This window comes from Streptomyces bambusae (genome assembly GCF_019400985.1).
Lineage (GTDB): Bacteria > Actinomycetota > Actinomycetes > Streptomycetales > Streptomycetaceae > Streptomyces > Streptomyces bambusae_A.
In genome coordinates this window covers 1-18,889 of the sequence record NZ_WTFF01000142.1, presented here as the reverse complement: position 1 = coordinate 18,889, position 18,889 = coordinate 1, and the positions used below count along the sequence as shown (strand labels likewise).

Genomic DNA, 18,889 nt, shown 5'->3' with positions numbered 1-18,889 from the left:
CGTGAGAACAGGGTGGGCGCTGGACTCGACGAACAGACCGTGACCGCGCTCCAGCAGACCCTCCACGGCCTCCTGGAAACGGACGGTCTGACGGAGGTTGGTGTACCAGTACTCGGCATCCAGCTCGGAGCCGTCGACCCAGTCGGCGGTGACCGTCGAGAAGAACGGCACATCGACAGAGCGCGGCTCGATGCCCGCCAGCAGGCTCAGGACCTCGTCCCGGATCGACTCCACCTGCGGACCGTGCGACGCATAGTCCACGTTGATCCGACGGGCCCGGACCTCCTCGGCCTCACACGCCGCCATCAGCTCGTCCAGCGCCTCCGGATCACCCGAGACGACCGTGGAGTTCGGGCCGTTGACCGACGCCACCGCCAGGCGGTCACCCCAGGCGGCGATGCGCTCGGCCACGGACTCCGCCGTGTCCGCGACGGACACCATGCCGCCCTTGCCCGCCAGCGCGACGATGGCCTTGCTGCGCAGCGCGGACACCTTCGCCGCGTCCTCCAGCGACAGCGCGCCCGCCACCGCAGCGGCCGCGATCTCACCCTGCGAGTGACCGATCACCGCCGCCGGCTCCACACCGGCAGCACGCCACAGCTCCGCCAGCGCCACCATCACCGCCCACAGCACCGGCTGGACCACATCCACCCGGTCGAAACCGGGCGCACCCTCCGCCTGCCGCAACACCTCCAGCAGCGACCAATCGGTGAACGGCTCCAGCGCCACCGCACACTCGTCCAGCCGCGCCGCGAACACCGGCGAGGACGCGTACAGCTCCACCGCCATGCCCGCCCACTGCGAACCCTGACCCGGGAACACGAACACCGGCCGGTCCGCGCCCGTGACCACCGTGCCCTCGACCAGGCCGGCCGCGGGCAGCCCGGCGGCCAGGGCGTCCAGCACGTCCCTCCCGTCCGCGGGGACCACCGCGCGCCGCTCCAGCGCCGCCCGGGTGGTGGCGAGGGCGAGGCCGATGCCGTGCCGCGACAGCCGGGTGTCCTCGGCGAACGCGCGCAGCCGGGCGGCCTGTCCGCGCAGGCCCTCGGTGCCGCGCCCGGAGAGCACCCACGGCAGGGCCGCGCCCGGCAGCAGCGGCTGCCGGACCTCGCCCGCCTGCGGGTCGGTGTCCGGGTCCGCGGTCCCGTCGGCGCCCGTGGCGTCGTACTGCACGATCACGTGTGCGTTGGTGCCGCTGGCACCGAAGGCGGAGACGGCGGCGGTGCGCGGGCCCTGGCCCGCCGGCCACGGCCGCTCCTCGGTGAGGAGCTCGACCGCGCCGGAGGACCAGTCGACCTCGGGGGTGGGGGCGTCCAGGTGCAGGGTGCGCGGCAGGACGCCGGCGCGGACGGCCATCACGGCCTTGATGACGCCGGCGACACCGGCGGCGGCGGCCGCGTGGCCGATGTTGGACTTGATCGACCCCAGGTGCAGCGGGCGGCCCTCGGGGCGGCTGCGGCCGTAGGTGGCCAGCAGCGCCTGCGCCTCGATGGGGTCGCCGAGGGTGGTGCCGGTGCCGTGCGCCTCGATCAGGTCGACCTCGTGGGGCGAGAGGCGGGCGTCGGCCAGCGCCTCCTCGATGACGCGCTGCTGGGAGGGGCCGTTGGGCGCGGTCAGGCCGTTGGAGGCGCCGTCCTGGTTGACGGCGGAGCCCCGTACGACGGCCAGCACGCGGTGGCCGTTGCGGCGCGCGTCGGACAGCTTCTCCAGCAGCAGGACGCCGACGCCCTCCGACCAGCCGGTGCCGTCGGCGGCCGCGGCGAACGGCTTGCAGCGGCCGTCCGGGGACAGCCCGCGCTGCCGGCTGAACTCGACGTAGACCTCGGGGGTGGACATGATCTGCGCGCCGCCGGCGAGGGCGAGCGAGCACTCGCCCTGGCGCAGCGAGCGCACGGCGAGGTGGAGCGCGACGAGCGAGGACGAGCACATGGTGTCCACGGACACCGCGGGCCCTTCGAGGCCGAAGGTGTACGCCAGGCGGCCCGAGGAGACGGCGGTGGCGATGCCGGTCATCAGGTGGCCCTCGACGTTCTCGGCCGCGCCCTCCCGGTCGTTGCCGTAGCCGGTGTAGGCGGTGCCGACGAAGACGCCGGTCCGGGTGCCGGCGACGGCCGCGGGGTCGACGCCGGCGCGCTCGAACGCCTCCCAGCCGGTCTCCAGCAGCAGCCGCTGCTGCGGGTCCATCGCCAGCGCCTCGCGCGGCGAGATCCCGAAGAAGTCGGCGTCGAAGTCGCCGGCGTCGTGGACGAACCCGCCCTCGCGGACGTAGCTGGTGCCGGGGCGGTCCGGGTCGGGGTCGTAGATCGCGTCCAGGTCCCAGCCCCGGTTGACGGGGAAGCCGGTGACGGCGTCGCGGCCGTCGCGGACCAGCTGCCACAGGTCCTCGGGCGAACCCACGCCGCCCGGGTAGCGGCAGGCCATGCCGACGATCGCGATGGGCTCGGGTTCGTCCGCCTCGACCTCGCGCAGCCGCTGCCGGGTCTGCTTCAGCTCGGCGGTCACCCACCTGAGGTGATCGAGCAGCTTCTGTTCGTTGTCCATCTGGCGGGAGCTCCTTGGGTGACGTTCCGGCACGGCTACGACTTGCCGAGCTCTTCGTGGATGAACGCGAAGATCTCTTCGGCCGAGGCGGACGCCAGTTCGTCGTGGGCGTCGGTCTGTTCGGCCTTCTCCGGGCTGCCGGCACCCCACTTGGTGAGCAGCACCTGGAGGCGGCCGGCGATGCGGTGGCGCGCGCCCTCGTCCGGCGCGAGCCGGGTCAGGGCGGCGTCGATACGGTCCAGTTCGGCGAGGACGGAGCTGTCCGTCCCGGTCTCGCCGTCCTGCAGCTGCTCGCCCAGGTGCTGGGCGAGCGCCGCCGGGGTGGGGTGGTCGAAGAGGAGGGTGGCGGACAGCTTCAGGCCGGTGTCGGCGGCGATCCGGTTGCGCAGTTCGACGGCGCTGAGCGAGTCGAAGCCCAGGTCCTTGAACGGGCGCGCCTCCTGGACGGCGTCGGCGGTGCGGTGGCCGAGCACGGCGGCCGCGTGGCCGCGTACCAGCTCGACCAGCAGGTGCCGGCGCTCGGCCGGCGCGGCGGCGGCGAGCCGCTGCCGCAGGGCGTTCGCGGACTCGGCGGCACCCTCGGCGCCGGCCGGGTCGGCGTCTGCCAGCACGGCCTGTACGTCGGGCAGTTCGGCGATCAGCGCGCTGTGCCGCATGGCCGTGTAGGTGGGCGCGAACAGCGCCCAGTCCACGTCGGCCACGCCGACGCACGTCTCGTCCAGGTCGAGGGCCTGCTGGAGGGCCGCGACGGCGGTCCGCGGCGCGATGCCGATGACACCGCGACGGCGCAGGTGCTCGTCGATGTCCTCGGAGGCGGCCATGCCGGCCTCCGCCCAGGGGCCCCAGGCGACGGCGGTGGCCGCCCGGCCGCGGGCCCGGCGGCGCTCGGCGAGCGCGTCGAGGTGCGCGTTGGCCGCGGCGTACGCGGCCTGTCCGCCGCTGCCCCACATGCCGGCGCTGGAGGCGAACATCACAAACGCCGACAGGTCGAGGTCCTGCGTGAGTTCGTCCAGCAGGTCGGCGGCGACCGCCTTGGGGCGCAGGACGTGCGCCAGGTGTCCGGCGGTGACCTCGTCCATGAAGCCGTTGTCGGAGACGCCGGCCGCGTGCACGACGGCGGTCAGCGGACGGTCCTCGGGGATGCCGGCGAGCAGCGCCGCCAGCTGGTCGCGGTCGGCCACGTCGCAGGCGGCCAGGGTGACCTCGGTGCCCCGCGCGCGCAGCTGTTCGGCCAGTTCGGCCGCGCCGGGCGCGTCCGCGCCGCGCCGGCTGGTCAGCACCAGGTGCTCGGCGCCGCCGTCGGCGAGCCATGCGGCGAGCCGGCTGCCGAGGGCGCCGGTGCCTCCGGTGACCAGGACGGTGCCGGTGGGCCGCCACGGCCCGGCGGCGGTGCGGTCCGCCGGTACGGGCGCCCGCCGCAGCCTGCGGACGAGGACGCCCGCCTCGCGCAGGGCGATCTGGTCCTCGCCGCCCGGGTCGGCCAGTACGCCGGCCAGCCGGTCGGCGGTCCGCCCGCCGAGGTCCGCGGGTACGTCGATCTGGCCGCCCCAGCGGTCGGGGTACTCCAGGGCGGCGACCCGGCCGAGCGCCCAGACCTGGGCCTGGACACCGGTGGGGTCGGCGGCCGGGTCGGACGGCCCGGTGGACACGGCCCCGCTGGTCAGGTGCCACAGCGGGGCGCCGGTACCGGTGTCGCCGAGGGCCTGGGCGAGGGCGGCGGTCGCGGCCAGGGCGGCGCCGACGCCCGGGTGCGCCGCGTGGGGACGGGCGTCGAGCGGCAGCAGGGACAGGACACCGGCGAGGGCCTCGGTGCCGGCGGTGGTCCCGGTGCCGGCCAGGCGGTCCGCCCAGGCGGCCCGGTCGGCCGTGGTGGCGTCCAGGGCGAGCAGTTCGACCTCGGCGCCGTGGGCGGTGAGCGCGTCGGCGGCCTTGCCGGCGAGCAGCTCGGCCTGCGCCCCGGCGCCCTCGGGCACGACGAGCAGCCAGCGGCCGGTGAGCCGCGGGGCGGCCGGGTCGGCGGCGGACTTCCAGACGATCCGGTAGCGCCAGGAGTCGATGGTCTGCTGCTCGCGGCGGCCGCGCCGCCAGTCGGCCAGCGCGGGCAGCACGTCGCGCAGCGGCTCCCCGTCGGCCAGCCGGAGGGTACCGGCGAGGGCCTCCAGGTCCTCGCGCTCGACGGCCTCCCAGAACCGGGCGTCGACCGCGTCCTGTTCGGCCACGGCGGCCGAGCCGGCCCCGGGCGCGTCGAGCCAGTAGCGCTGCCGCTGGAAGGCGTACGTGGGCAGCTCCACCCGGCGGGCCGGACCCGCGAGCAGCGGAGTCCAGTCGACGTCGACGCCGCGGGTCCAGGCCTCGGCGAGGGCCCCGAGGAACGCCTCGGGCTCGGGCCGGTCCTTGCGCAGCACGGGCGTCAGCAGCCCGCCGAAGCCCTCGGGAAGGCTCTCCCCCGCCATGGCGGCGAGCACACCCTGCGGACCCAGCTCCAGGAAGTGCGCGGTCCCCTGCTCGGCGAGGTGGCGGATGCCGTCGCCGAAGCGGACGGCACCGCGGACGTGCTCGACCCAGTAGCCGGCGGAGAACTCGCGGATCTGCTCACCGGTGACGTTGGAGACCACCGGAATGGCCGGAGCGCCGTAGGTCAGCCCCTCAGCGACCTCGCGGAAGGCCTCCAGCATCGGCTCCATCAACGGCGAGTGGAAGGCGTGCGAGACGGTCAACCGCTTGGTCTTGCGGCCCTGCGCGGCAAGCTCGGCCGCCACGGCGAGAACCGCGTCTTCGGCACCCGAGACCACCACCGACTCCGGCCCGTTGGCCGCAGCAATGTCCGTGCCCTCGGTGAGGAGCCCGCGGACCTCGTCCTCCGTCGCCCGCACGGACACCATCGCCCCGCCCTCGGGCAGCTCACCCATCAGACGACCACGCGCCTCCACCAGCCGGCACGCATCGGCCAGCGACAGCACACCCGCCACATGCGCGGCAGCGATCTCACCGATCGAATGACCGGCCACGAAGTCCGGCCGCACACCGAACGACTCGGCCAGCCGGAACAACGCCACCTCGACCGCGAACAACGCGGGCTGGGTGACCTCCGTCCGGTGGACCTCCTCCCCACCCCCGAACACGACCTCCTTCAACGGCAGCTCGAACTGCCCGCACACCTCGTCGAACGCCGCCGCGAACACCGGCTGAGAGGCGTACAACTCCCGCCCCATCCCCGGCCGCTGCGCCCCCTGACCCGAGAACAGGAACGCCAGCCGCTCGCCGGAGGCGGACTCGCCCCGGAAGGTGCCGGCCGCGGAGGTTCCGGCGGCCAGGGCGTCCAGGCCGGCCAGGAAGTCCTCCTGGGACCCGGCCAGCACGACCGCGCGGCTGTCCAGCTGCGCGCGTGAGGTGACCAGGGCCGCGGCGATGTCCCGTGCGTCCACGGCATCCACGGCATCCGCGGTGTCCGCCTCGGACACGGCGGCGGCGAGGTCCCGTAGGCGGCGCGCCTGCTCGCGCAGGGCGTCCGGGGTGCGGGCGGAGACGACCCAGGGCAGCAGCCCGGCTTCCGCCGCCCGCTCGTCCGCCGGAGCCTGCTCCGGCCCGGCGCCGGGAGCCCGTACGGCCTCGGGCGCCTGCTCGACGATCACGTGGGCGTTCGTACCGCTGACGCCGAAGGCGGAGACGCCGGCCCGCCGCGGGCGGCCCGTCCCGGGCCACTCCACCGGCTCGGTCAGCAGCTCCACGGCGCCCGCCGACCAGTCGACGTGCGGGGACGGCTCGTCCACGTGCAGGGTGCGCGGCAGCACCCCGTGCTGCATGGCCATGACCATCTTCATCACGCCGGCGACGCCCGCGGCGGCCGAGGTGTGGCCGAGGTTGGACTTGATCGAGCCGAGGAGCAGGGGCCGGTCCTCGGGCCGGTCCTGGCCGTACGTGGCCAGCAGCGCCTGCGCTTCGATCGGGTCGCCCAGCGCCGTGCCGGTGCCGTGCGCCTCGACCGCGTCGACGTCCTGCGGGGCCAGCCGGGCGTTGGCCAGGGCCTGGCGGATGACGCGCTGCTGGGACGGGCCGTTGGGCGCCATGAGGCCGTTGGACGCGCCGTCCTGGTTGGTCGCCGTACCGCGTACGACGGCCAGCACGCGGTGTCCGTTGCGCTCGGCGTCGGACAGCCGCTCCAGCAGCAGCACGCCCGCGCCCTCGGACCAGGCGGTGCCGTCGGCCGAGGAGGAGAAGGCCTTGCAGCGGCCGTCGGTGGCCAGGCCGCGCTGCCGGCTGAACTCCACGAACAGCTCGGGCGTCGGCATGACGGTGACACCGGCGGCCAGGGCCATGGTGCATTCGCCCTGCCGCAGCGACTGGGCGGCCAGGTGCAGGGCGACCAGGGAGGAGGAGCAGGCGGTGTCGACGGTGACCGCCGGGCCCTCCAGGCCGAGGGTGTAGGCGATGCGGCCGGAGATGACGCTGGTGAGGTTGCCGGTGAGGGAGTAGCCCTCGACCCCCTCGCCGCCCATCTGCTGGAGGCCGCCGGCGTAGCCGGGCTGGGTGGCACCCGCGAACACGCCGACGGGCGCGGACCGCACGGCCGACGGGTCGATGCCGGCGCGCTCGAACGCCTCCCAGGAGGCCTCCAGCAGCAGCCGCTGCTGCGGGTCCATGGCGAGGGCCTCGCGCGGCGAGATCCCGAAGAAGCCCGGGTCGAAGTCGGCGGCGTCGTGCAGGAAGCCGCCCTCGCGGACGTAGGTGGTGCCGGGGTGGTCCGGGTCGGGGTGGTAGAGGGATTCCAGGTCCCAGCCGCGGTCGGTCGGGAAGGCGGAGATGACGTCCGCGCCGCTGTCGACGAGCTGCCACAGGTCCTCGGGCGAGCGGACCCCGCCCGGGTAGCGGCAGGCCATGCCGATGATGGCGATCGGCTCGTCCAGGGCGGCCGCGCCCGTGTGGCCGGTGACCGCGGCGGTGCCCTCCCCGAGGACCTCGGCCCGCAGGTGGCGGGCCACGGCCGCCGGGGTCGGGTGGTCGAAGGCGAAGGCGGGCGGCAGCCGCAGCCCGGTCGCGGCGTTCAGCCGGTTGCGGAGGTTGACGGCGGCGAGCGAGTCGAAGCCGAGCTCCTTGAAGGCCCGCTGGGGGTCGATCGCGGCCGGCCCGTCGTGGCCGAGGACGGCCGCGGCGTGGGCGCGTACGAGCTCCAGCACCGTGCGCTGCTGCTCGGGCTCGGTCAGCCCGGCCAGCCGGGCGCGCAGGGCGGAGCCGGCGGCGGCGCGCTCCTCCTCGTCGGGGGCGGTGTGCAGGGCGGCGAGCGCGCTGCGGGCCTCGGGGGTCCGGCGGCGGCGCAGCCAGGACGCCATCTCGGGGAGCGCCTCGCGCAGCGGCTTGTCGCCGTCGATGTCGAGGGTGCCGATCAGCGCGTCGACGTCCTCGCCGTCGACGGCCTGCCAGAACTGCTCCTCCATCTCGTCGCGCGGGGCGCCGAGTTCGGGGGTCAGCCAGTAGTGGCGGCGCTGGAAGGCGTACGTGGGCAGCTCGACGGTACGGGCGGCCGGGCGGCGGGGGCCCACGAGGGGCGACCAGTCGACGGGCAGACCGCGGGTCCAGGCCTCGGCGAGGGCGCCGAGGAACGCCTCGGGCTCGGGCCGCTTCCTGTCGAGGGCGGCGAGGACCGTGCCGTCGAAGTCCTCGGGCAGGTTCTCCTGGGCCATGGCGGTGAGGACGCCGGCCGGACCGAGCTCCACGAAGCGGGTGACGCCGCGTCCGGCGAGGTGGCGGATGCCGTCGCCGAAGCGGACGGCACCGCGGACGTGCTCGACCCAGTAGCCGGCGGAGAACTCGCGGATCTGCTCACCGGTGACGTTCGAGACCACCGGAATGGCCGGAGCACCGTAGGCCAGGGACTCGGCGACCTCCCGGAACGCCTCCAGCATCGGCTCCATCAAAGGCGAGTGGAACGCGTGCGAGACGGTCAGCCGCTTCGTCTTCCGACCCCGCTCGGCCAGCCGCGCCGCCACCTCCAGAACGGCCTGCTCGGCACCCGAGACCACCACCGACTCCGGCCCGTTGACCGCCGCGATGTCCGTGCCCTCGGTCAGCAGTGCCCGGACCTCGTCCTCCGTCGCCCGCACGGACACCATCGCCCCGCCCACGGGCAGCTCACCCATCAGACGGCCACGCGCCTCCACCAGACGGCACGCATCAGCCAGCGACAACACCCCCGCCACATGCGCGGCAGCGATCTCACCGATCGAATGACCGGCCACGAAGTCCGGCCGCACACCGAACGACTCGACCAGCCGGAACAACGCCACCTCGACCGCGAACAACGCCGGCTGCGTCACCTCCGTACGGTGAACCTCCTCCCCACCCCCGAACACGACCTCCTTCAACGGCAGCTCGAACTGCCCGCACACCTCGTCGAACGCCGCCGCGAACACCGGCTGGGACGCGTACAACTCCCGCCCCATCCCCGGCCGCTGCGCCCCCTGACCCGAGAACAGGAACGCCGTCTTCCCCGGGTGGGCCGTGCCCTGGACAGCCTGGGCGCTGGGCGTGCCCTCGGCCAGGGCGCGCAGGCCGGAGCGGAGGGCCTCGGTGTCCTGGGCCAGGACGACCGCGCGGTGTTCCAGGGCCGCGCGGGTGGTCGCGAGGGCCAGGGCGACCTCGGCCGGCGGCAGGGCCGGGTCGAGGCCGAGCAGCCGCTCGGCCTGGGCGCGCAGGGCCTGTTCGCCACGGGCCGAGACCACGAAGGGCAGCGGGCCGGCGGCGGTCCCGCCGGCCGCCGCGGGCTCCCGGTCGGCCGCTGGGGCCTGCGCCCGGTCGGCCGCGGGGTGCTGCTCCTGATCGGCCGCGGGGGCCTGCGCCTGATCGGCCGGCGCCTGTTCCACGATCACGTGGGCGTTGGTGCCGCCGATGCCGAAGGAGGAGACGCCGGCCCGCCGCGGGCGGTCCGTCCCGGGCCACGGGGCCGCCTCGGTCAGCAGCTCCACCGCACCCGCCGACCAGTCCACCTGGGGGGTGGGCTCGTCCACGTGCAGGGTGCGGGGCAGCACGCCGTGGCGCATCGCCTCGACCATCTTGATGATGCCGGCGACGCCGGCGGCGGCCGCGGTGTGCCCGATGTTGGACTTGACCGAGCCGAGGCGCAGCGGCCGGTCGGCCGGGCGGTTCTGTCCGTACGTGGCCAGCAGGGCCTGTGCCTCGATCGGGTCGCCCAGCGCGGTGCCGGTGCCGTGCGCCTCGACGGCGTCGACCTCGTCCGCGGCGAGCCGGGCGTTGGCCAGGGCCTGTTCGATCACGCGCTGCTGGGAGGGCCCGTTGGGGGCGGTCAGGCCGCTGCTCGCGCCGTCCTGGTTGACGGCGGAGCCGCGGATCACGGCCAGCACGCGGTGTCCGTTGCGGCGCGCGTCGGAGAGCCGCTCCAGGAGCAGCACGCCGACGCCCTCGCCCCAGGCGGTGCCGTCGGCGGAGGCGGCGAAGGCCTTGCACCGGCCGTCGGCCGCGAGGCCGCGCTGGCGGCTGAACTCCTGGAAGAGCCAGGGGTTCGGCATGACCGTGACGCCGCCGGCCAGGGCCATGGAGCACTCCTCGGAGCGCAGCGACTGGGCGGCCTGGTGGACGGCGACCAGGGAGGAGGAGCAGGCGGTGTCGACGGTGACCGCCGGGCCCTCCAGGCCGAAGGTGTAGGCGACGCGGCCGGAGATGACGCTGTTCACGTTTCCGGTGAGCGTGTAGCCCTCCACCTCGCGGTGCGGGGTGCCGGTGCCGCCGCCGAGGTAGCCGGGGTTGCCGGCGCCGACGAAGACTCCGGTACGGCTGCCCTTGAGCGCGGCCGGGTCGATGCCGGCCCGCTCGAAGACCTCCCAGGAGGATTCCAGGAAGAGGCGCTGCTGCGGGTCCATGGCCAGGGCCTCGCGCGGCGGGATCCCGAAGAAGCCGGCGTCGAACCGCGTGGCGTCGCCGACGAAGCCTCCTTCCGTCACGTAGGTGCGTCCGGGGGCGTCGGGGTCCGGGTCGTACAGGCCCTCGACGTCCCAGCCTCGGTCGGTGGGGAAGGCGGTGATGCCGTCGCCGCCTTCCGCCACCAGCTGCCACAGGTCCTCGGGCGAGCCGACCCCGCCCGGGTAGCGGCAGGCCATGCCCACAATGGCGATCGGCTCCTGCTCCTTCGCCTCGACGGCCTGCAGGCGCTTGCGGGTCTGCTGGAGGTCGGCGGTGACGAGTTTCAGGTAGTCGCGGAGCTTGTCTTCATTGCTGCTGGCCATCTGGGCTGTGCCTCCGGTGGGACGGTCAGGTCGGCGGGGGTGGATCAGTTGAGACCGAGTTCCTTCTCGATGAGGGCGAACATTTCGTCGTCGCTCGCCGAGGTGATCTCCGCGGGCTCGTCGGAGGCCTCCGCCTCGCTGTCGATGTCGGTCTCGGTACCGGCCCGGTCGAGCTTCCAGAGGATCGAGCGGAGCCGGTTGACCGCCCGGTCCCGGCCGTCGCTGCCCGCGGGCAGCGCGGTGACGGCCGCTTCCCAGCCCGCCATGGCGTCGAGCACCGCGGCTTCCTGGGCGGCGCCGGCGTCCGCGCCCGGTTCCAGTTCCTTGTGCAGGTGGGCGGCGAGGGCGGCGGGCGACGGGTGGTCGAAGATCAGCGTGGTGGGCAGGCGCAGCCCGGTGGCCGCGCCGAGGCCGTTGCGCAGTTCCACGGCCGTGAGCGAGTCGAAGCCCAGGTCGAGGAAGCCGCGTTCGGTGTCGATGGCCCCGGGGTTGGGGTGCGCGAGGACGGTCGCCACGTGGCCGCGGACGAGGTCCGTCAGGGCCTCGGCGCGTTCGGCGGCCGTGAGCCGCGCCAGCCGCTCCGCGAGGGCCGCGGCCCCCGAGGTCCCGGCCGGTTCGGCCGCCGCCCGGCGGACGGAGGCTCGGATCAGGTCCTTGAGCACCCCGGGCAGCCGGCCCGCGTCGGCCTGCTCGCGCAGCGCCGCGGTGTCCAGGCGTACGGCGGCCAGCAGCGCCTCGTCGTGCCGGGGGCCCTCGTCGAACAGGGCCAGGCCCTGCTCGGTGGCGAGCGGCAGCACGCCGGAGCGGCTCATCCGGGCGAGGTCGGCGCTGTCGAGGCCGGCGGTCATGCCGCTGGACTGCGCCCAGTGGCCCCAGGCCAGCGAGGTGCCCGGCAGGCCCTGGGCCCGGCGGTGCTGGGCGAGGGCGTCCAGGAAGGTGTTGGCGGCGGCGTAGTTGGCCTGGCCGGGGCCGCCCATGACGCCGGCCACGGAGGAGTAGAGGACGAAGGCGGTCAGGTCCAGGCCGCGGGTGAGCTCGTGCAGGTTGACGCCCGCGTCGACCTTCGGGCGCAGGACCCGGGCGAGCCGGTCGGCGTCGAGGGAGTCGAGCACGCCGTCGTCGACGACTCCGGCGGTGTGCACGACCGCGCGCAGCGGCCGGTCTGCCGGTACGCCGTCCAGCAGGGCCTTCAGCGCCTCCCGGTCGGCGGCGTCGCAGGCCACGACCTCGGCGGAGCCGCCGAGCGCGGCGATCTCCGCGACGAGTTCGGCCGCGCCCGGGGCCTCGGGGCCGCGGCGGCCGGTCAGCAGCAGGTGCTTCACCCCGTGCTCGGTGACCAGGTGCTTGGCCACGAGCGCGCCCAGGGTCCCCGTACCGCCGGTGACCAGGACCGTACCCGCCGGGTCCCAGCCCTGCGGCACGGTCAGCACGATCTTGCCCGTGTGCTTGGCCTGGCTCATGAACCGGAAGGCGTCGGAGGCGCGGCGGATGTCCCAGGCCCGTACGGGCAGCGGCTTCAGCGCGCCTGAGGCGAAGAGTCCGGCCAGCTCGGCGAGCATCTGCCCGATCCGCTCCGGACCGGCTCCCTCGACCATGTCGAAGGCCTGGTAGACCACGCCCGGGTGGTTGCGGGCGACCTCGTCGGCGTCCCGGACGTCCGTCTTGCCCATCTCCAGGAAGTGGCCGCCGCGCGGCAGCAGCCGCAGCGAGGCGTCCACCAGCTCACCGGCCAGGCAGTCCAGGACCACGTCCACGCCCTCGCCGCCGGTGGCGGCCAGGAAGCGCTCCTCGAAGGCGGCGTCGCGCGACGACGCGATGTGCGTCTGCGGCAGGCCGAGTTCGCGCAGCACGTCCCACTTGCCCTCGCTGGCCGTGCCGAACACCTCGGCGCCCAGGTGGCGGACGAGCTGCACGGCGGCCATGCCCACACCGCCGGAGGTGGCGTGGACGAGGACCTTCTGGCCCGCCCGCAGGCCGGCCAGGTCGACCAGTCCGTAGTAGGCGGTGAGGAACACCGTCGGGATCGCCGCGGCCTGCTCGAAGGTCCAGCCGTCGGGGATCTTCACCACGAGCCGGTGGTCGACGACCGCGACCGGGCCGAACGCGCCCCGGATCAGGCCGGTGACCGCGTCGCCGACCTCGATCCCGGTGACGCCGGGGCCGACCTCGGTGACGACGCCCGCGCCCTCGTTGCCCATCCGGGCCAGCCCGGGGTACATGCCGAGCGCGATCATCACGTCGCGGAAGTTCAGGCCGGCGGCGCGGACCGCGACGCGGACCTCGCCCTCGGCGAGCTCCATGCCGGCAGCCGGGGACGGCACGAAGCCGAGGCCGTCGAGGGTGCCCGCGCGGGTGCTGTTGAGGATCCAGGAGGACCCGGCGGGCAGCGCCGGGGCCGCGGTGGCGGAGGGGGCGGAGGCCCGCACCAGGCGGGGCACCATCAGCGCGCCGTCGCGCAGCGCCGCCTGCGGCTCGTCGGTGGCGAACACCGCCTCCGGCACGCCGGCCGCGGGGTCGTCGGTGTCGAAGAGGACGAAGCGGCCCGGGTTCTCGGCCTGTGCGGCGCGCACCAGGCCCCACAGCGGGGCGTGGGCGAGCTCGGGGACGTCCTCGTGCGGCAGGACGGTCACGGCGCCGCGCGTGGCGAGCACCAGGCGGGTGGCCCGCAGGCGCTCGTCGGCCAGCCAGGACTGCAGACCCTGGAGCAGGGCCGCGGTGGCCGCGTGGGCGGCCGCGGCCAGGTCCGTGTCCGCGTCCGCGTCCGTGTCCGCGTCGGCGTCCGTGTCCGGCTCCGTGTCCGGGTCCGGGTCCGTGCCGGCGAGGTGCGGCCCGGCGTGCAGGACGACCGCGGCGGGCACGGGTGCGCCCTCGTCGAGCGCCGTGAACAGGGCTTCCAGGGCGGGGAAGTCGGGGGTGTCCCCGCCGACCGCGACCCGCAGCCCGCCCGCCGCGGCGGCGGTGGGCGGTACGGCGGTCCAGTCGAGCCGGTACAGCGAGTCGGAGCCGCCGGTGCCCGCCACGGAGGCGGCGAGCTGGTCCGCGGCGACCGTACGGGTGGCCAGGGACGCCACGGACACGACCGGGTGGCCGGCCGGGTCGGCGATGTCGATCGCGAGGGAGTCCGGGCCGGCCGGTGCGAGCCGGACCCTCAACCGGGACGCACCCACGGCGTGCAGGCGCACACCGCTCCAGGCGAAGGGCAGGCGCACCTGCCCCGCGTCCGTGGCCGGCCCGGCGACCGCGAGCCCGTGCAGCGCAGCGTCGAGCAGGGCCGGATGCAGAGCAAACCAGCCCGCCTCCTCCTGCTGCGCATCGGGCAGCCCCACCTCGGCGAACACCACGTCACCGTCGCTCCGACGCCAGGCCCGGGCCAACCCCTGAAAGGCCTGGCCGTACCCGTAACCGGCTTCCGCGAGCCCCTCATAGAACCCGTCGAGATCGACCGGCTCGGCACCGGCCGGCGGCCATGCGAGCAGGTCCTGCAGCGGCTCCGGAGCACCGGTGGGAGCCGGGGTGAGCCGGCCGGCGGCGTGCCGCGTCCAGAGGGCGTCGGCGTCCTCGGGCCGCGAGTGGATGCTCACGGGCCGGCTGCCGTCCTCCTCGGCCGGGTCCAGGAGGACCTGGAGCTGGATGCCGCCGTGCTCGGGGATCACCAGGGGCGCCTCGATGGTCAGCTCGGCGAGTTCGGCGCAGCCGGCCTCCTCGCCGGCGCGGAGGGCGAGTTCGACGAACGCGGTGCCCGGCAGCAGGACCGTGCCGGCCACGGCGTGGTCGGCCAGCCAGGGGTGGCTGTGCAGCGAGAGCCGGCCCGTGAGCAGCAGCTGCCCGCCGTCGGCCGGCGTCACGGTGGCGCCGAGCAGCGGGTGCCCGGCCGCACCCAGGCCGGCGGCGACGACGTCGGCGGCACCGGCCGTGGCGGCGGGGCGCGGCCAGTAGCGGCTGCGCGGGAAGGCGTCCGTCGGCAGCTCCGCGGCCGGGGCGGGTACGCCGGCGGGACCGGATGCGGAACCACCGGCCAGAACCACCCGGTCGACCCCCACACCGCGGGTCCAGGCCTCGGCGAGGGCCCCGAGGAACGCCTCGGGCTCGGGCCGGTCCTTGCGCAGCACGGGGGTCAGCAGCCCGCCGAAGCCCTCGGGCAGCGACTCCCCCGCCATGGCGGCGAGCACACCCTGCGGACCCAGCTCCAGGAAGTGACCCACGCCCTGATCGGCCAGGAAACGGACACCGTCGCCGAAGCGGACCGCGCCACGGACGTGCTCGACCCAGTAACCGGCGGAGAACTCACGGATCTGCTCACCGGTGACGTTCGAGACCACCGGAATGGCCGGAGCACCGTAGGCCAGGGACTCGGCGACCTCCCGGAACGCCTCCAGCATCGGCTCCATCAACGGCGAGTGGAACGCGTGCGAGACGGTCAGCCGCTTCGTCTTACGACCCCGCTCGGCCAGCTTCGCCGCCACCTCCAGAACGGCAGCCTCCGCACCCGAGACCACGACCGACTCCGGCCCGTTCACGGCCGCGATGTCGGCGTCCGCGAGCCCGACGAGCAGTTCCCGGACCTCGTCCTCCGTCGCCCGCACCGAGATCATCGCCCCGCCCTCGGGCAGCTCACCCATCAGACGGCCACGCGCCTCCACCAGACGGCACGCATCGGCCAGCGTCAGCACCCCCGCCACATGCGCGGCAGCGATCTCACCGATCGAATGACCGGCCACGAAGTCCGGCCGCACACCGAACGACTCGGCCAGGCGGAAGAGGGCCACCTCGACCGCGAACAACGCCGGCTGGGTGACCTCGGTCCGGTGGACCTCCTCCCCACCCCCGAACACGACCTCCTTCAACGGCAGCTCGAAGTGCTCGCACACCTCGTCGAACGCCGCCGCGAACACCGGCTGGGACGCGTACAACTCCCGCCCCATCCCCGGACGCTGCGCCCCCTGCCCCGAGAACAGCAGAGCCAGCTTCCCCGGCTGGGCCGGGGTCCGTACCGGGCCCGTGGCCAGGGCGTCGAGGCCGGCCAGGAGCGTGTCCAGGTCCGGGCCGGTCACGGCGCCGCGGTGCTCCAGGGCCGCGCGGGTGGTGGCCAGGGCGTGGGCGATGCCCTTCAGGTCCGGCGTCCGGCCGGTGGTGCGGACGTGCTCGGCGAGCCGGGCGGCCTGCGCGCGCAGCGCGGACTCGCCGCGCCCCGAGACGGTCCAGGTCACCGGCGCGCCGTCGGACCCGGTGCCGGACCCGGTGTCGGGCTCGGTGCGGGGCTCGGCCACCAGGGTGTCCGGGGCCTGCTCCAGCACGACGTGGGCGTTCGTACCGCTGGCGCCGAAGGAGGAGACGCCGGCGCGGCGCGGGCGGCCCGTCTCGGGCCAGGAACGGGACTCCGTGAGGAGTTCGACGGCGCCGTCGGTCCAGTCGATGTGCGGGGACGGCTCGTCCACGTGCAGGGTCATCGGCAGCACACCGTGGCGCATCGCCTCGACCATCTTGATGACGCCCGCGACGCCGGCGGCGGCCTGCGCGTGGCCCATGTTCGACTTGATCGAGCCCAGCCACAGCGGCCGGTCCTCGGGCCGGTCCTGGCCGTACGTGGCCAGCAGCGCCTGCGCCTCGATGGGGTCGCCGAGGGTGGTGCCGGTGCCGTGCGCCTCGACGGCGTCGACGTCGGCCGTGGTCAGGCCGGCGTTGGCCAGCGCCTGTTCGATGACCCGCTGCTGGGAGGGGCCGTTGGGGGCGGTGAGGCCGTTGGAGGCGCCGTCCTGGTTGACGGCGGAGCCGCGCAGCACGGCCAGCACGCGGTGGCCGTTGCGGCGCGCGTCGGAGAGCTTCTCCAGGAGCAGCACGCCCGCGCCCTCGGACCAGCCGGCGCCGTCCGCCGCGGCGGAGAAGGACTTGCAGCGGCCGTCCGCGGACAGCCCGCGCTGCTTGCTGAACTCCACGAACACGCTGGGCGTCGCCATGACGGTGACACCGCCGGCGAGGGCGAGGGAGCACTCGCCCTGGCGCAGCGCCTGGGCGGCCAGGTGCAGGGCGACCAGGGACGAGGAGCAGGCGGTGTCGACGGTGACCGCCGGGCCCTCCAGGCCGAAAGCGTAGGAGAGACGGCCGGAGACGACGCTGCCGGAGGTGCCGGTGAGCACGTAGCCCTCGGCGCTCTCGGCGGCCTGCTCCACGTGGGTGGCGTAGTCGTGGTACATGACGCCCGCGAAGACGCCGGTACGGCTGCCCTTGAGCGCGGACGGGTCGATGCCGGCCCGCTCGAAGACCTCCCAGGAGGTCTCCAGCAGCAGCCGCTGCTGCGGGTCCATGGTGACGGCCTCGCGCGGCGAGATGCCGAACAGCTCCGGGTCGAAGTCGGCGGCGTCGTGCAGGAATCCGCCGCTGCGGGTGTACGAGCTGCCGGTCCGGCGGCCCTCCGGGTCGTAGAGGGCGTCGAGGTCCCAGCCGCGGTCGGTGGGGAACTCCCCGACCGCGTCGCGGCCGTCGGCCACCAGCTGCCACAGGTCCTCGGGCGAGCCGACCCCGCCCGGGTAGCGGCAGGCCATGCCGACGATGGCGACCGGCTCGTCCGGGTCGGCGGCGGCGACGGGGGCCGGGGCGGCGGTCGCGGCCGGGGCGGCGGTCTCGATGATGCCGGCCAGGACGTGGCGGGCGAGGGCGAGGGGGGTGGGGTGGTCGAAGATGAGGGTGGCGGGCAGCTTCAGGCCGGTGGCGGCGTTCAGCCGGTTGCGCAGTTCGACGGCGGTCAGCGAGTCGAAGCCGAGCTCCTTGAACGCCCTGTCGGCCTCGACGGCGGCCGGGTCGGCGTGCCCGAGGACCGCGGCGACCTGGCCGCGGACCTGGTCGAGCAGTTCGCGCTCGCGGTCGGCCTCGGGGAGGGCGGCGATGCGCCGGGCGAAGCCGCCGGCCCCGGTGTCCGCGGCGGCTTCGACGGTGCGCCGGGACGGGACGCGGACGAGCTGCGTGAGCAGGGCAGGGAGCAGTCCGGCGGCGGCGCGGGCGCGCAGGGCGGCCGCGTCGAGGCGTACGGGGACGAGGACGCCGTCGCCGCCGGACGCGTCGAGGGCGGCCAGGCCCTGGGCGGCGGTGAGCGGCAGGATGCCCGCGCGGGCGGCCCAGCCGAGGTCGCCGTCGGTCAGGTGGCCGGTCAGGCCGCTGGTCTCCCACAGGCCCCAGGCCAGGGAGGTGGCGGGCAGGCCCTGGGCCCGGCGGTGCTCGGCTAGGGCGTCGAGGAAGGCGTTGGCGGCGGCGTAGTTGCCCTGGCCGGGGTTGCCGAGGATGCCGGCGGCGGAGGAGAACAGCACGAAGGCGGCGAGGTCGTGGCCGCGCGTGAGCTCGTGCAGGTGCCAGGCCGCGTCGGCCTTGGGCCGCAGGACGGCGTCCAGGCGGTCGGCGTCGAGGTCGGCCACGAGGCCGTCGTCGAGGATGCCGACGGCGTGCACGACGCCGGTCAGCGGCCGGTCTGCCGGTACGCCGTCCAGCAGGGCCTTCAGCGCCTCCCGGTCGGCGGCGTCGCAGGCCACCACCTCGGCGGAGCCCCCAAGTTCGGCGATCTCCGCGACGAGTTCGGCCGCACCCGGAGCCTCGGGGCCGCGCCGGCCGGTCAGCAGCAGGTGCTTCACCCCGTGCTCCGTGACCAGGTGCTTGGCCACGAGCGCGCCCAGGGTGCCCGTACCGCCCGTGACCAGGACGGTGCCGTCGCCCCAGCCGGCGGCCGGGCTGGCGTCGGCCCGGACCAGGCGCGGGGCGAGGGCGGCGCCGTCCCGGAGGGCCAGCTGGGGCTCGCCGGCGCCGGCGGCGCGGTCCAGGGCGTCCCGTACGCCGGAGCCGGGTGTGAGGCCCGTGTCGCTGCCGTGGTCGAGGTCGATCAGCTGGACGCGGTCGGGGTGTTCGGACTGGGCGGAGCGGATCAGGCCCCACAGCGGGGCGAGCGCCAGGTCGGGCGCGGGGTCCTCGGGGCGGGCGCGGACGGCTCCGGCGGTGACGGCGACCAGGCGCGGGGGGGCGGGGCGCCCGGCGGCGGGGCCGGCCCGCAGGGGGTCCCGGGGCGTGGCGGGCGCGGGGGGGGCGGGCCGGGGCCGGGGTCCTGTTCACCACTGACGCGCCCGACGGTGTGTCGG

General features: G+C 75.5%; 2 protein-coding genes and 1 pseudogene. All 3 read right to left on the bottom strand.

All coding sequences use genetic code 11. The annotated features are described in order from the left end of the window. On the bottom strand, window positions 1–2,541 hold a 2,541-nt coding region (locus tag GPJ59_RS20095; RefSeq protein WP_258024653.1), incomplete at its 3' end, for a type I polyketide synthase. Window positions 2,542–2,576: 35 nt separating this feature from the next. Further along, complete coding sequence (locus GPJ59_RS20090; RefSeq protein WP_374200874.1) at window positions 2,577–10,739, bottom strand: type I polyketide synthase; 8,163 nt, start codon at window positions 10,737–10,739, stop codon at window positions 2,577–2,579. Between the two features lie 80 nt (window positions 10,740–10,819). After that, window positions 10,820–18,781: pseudogene (locus tag GPJ59_RS20085) on the bottom strand (SDR family NAD(P)-dependent oxidoreductase); the annotation flags it as partial. Between the last annotated feature and the right edge of the window lie 108 nt (window positions 18,782–18,889).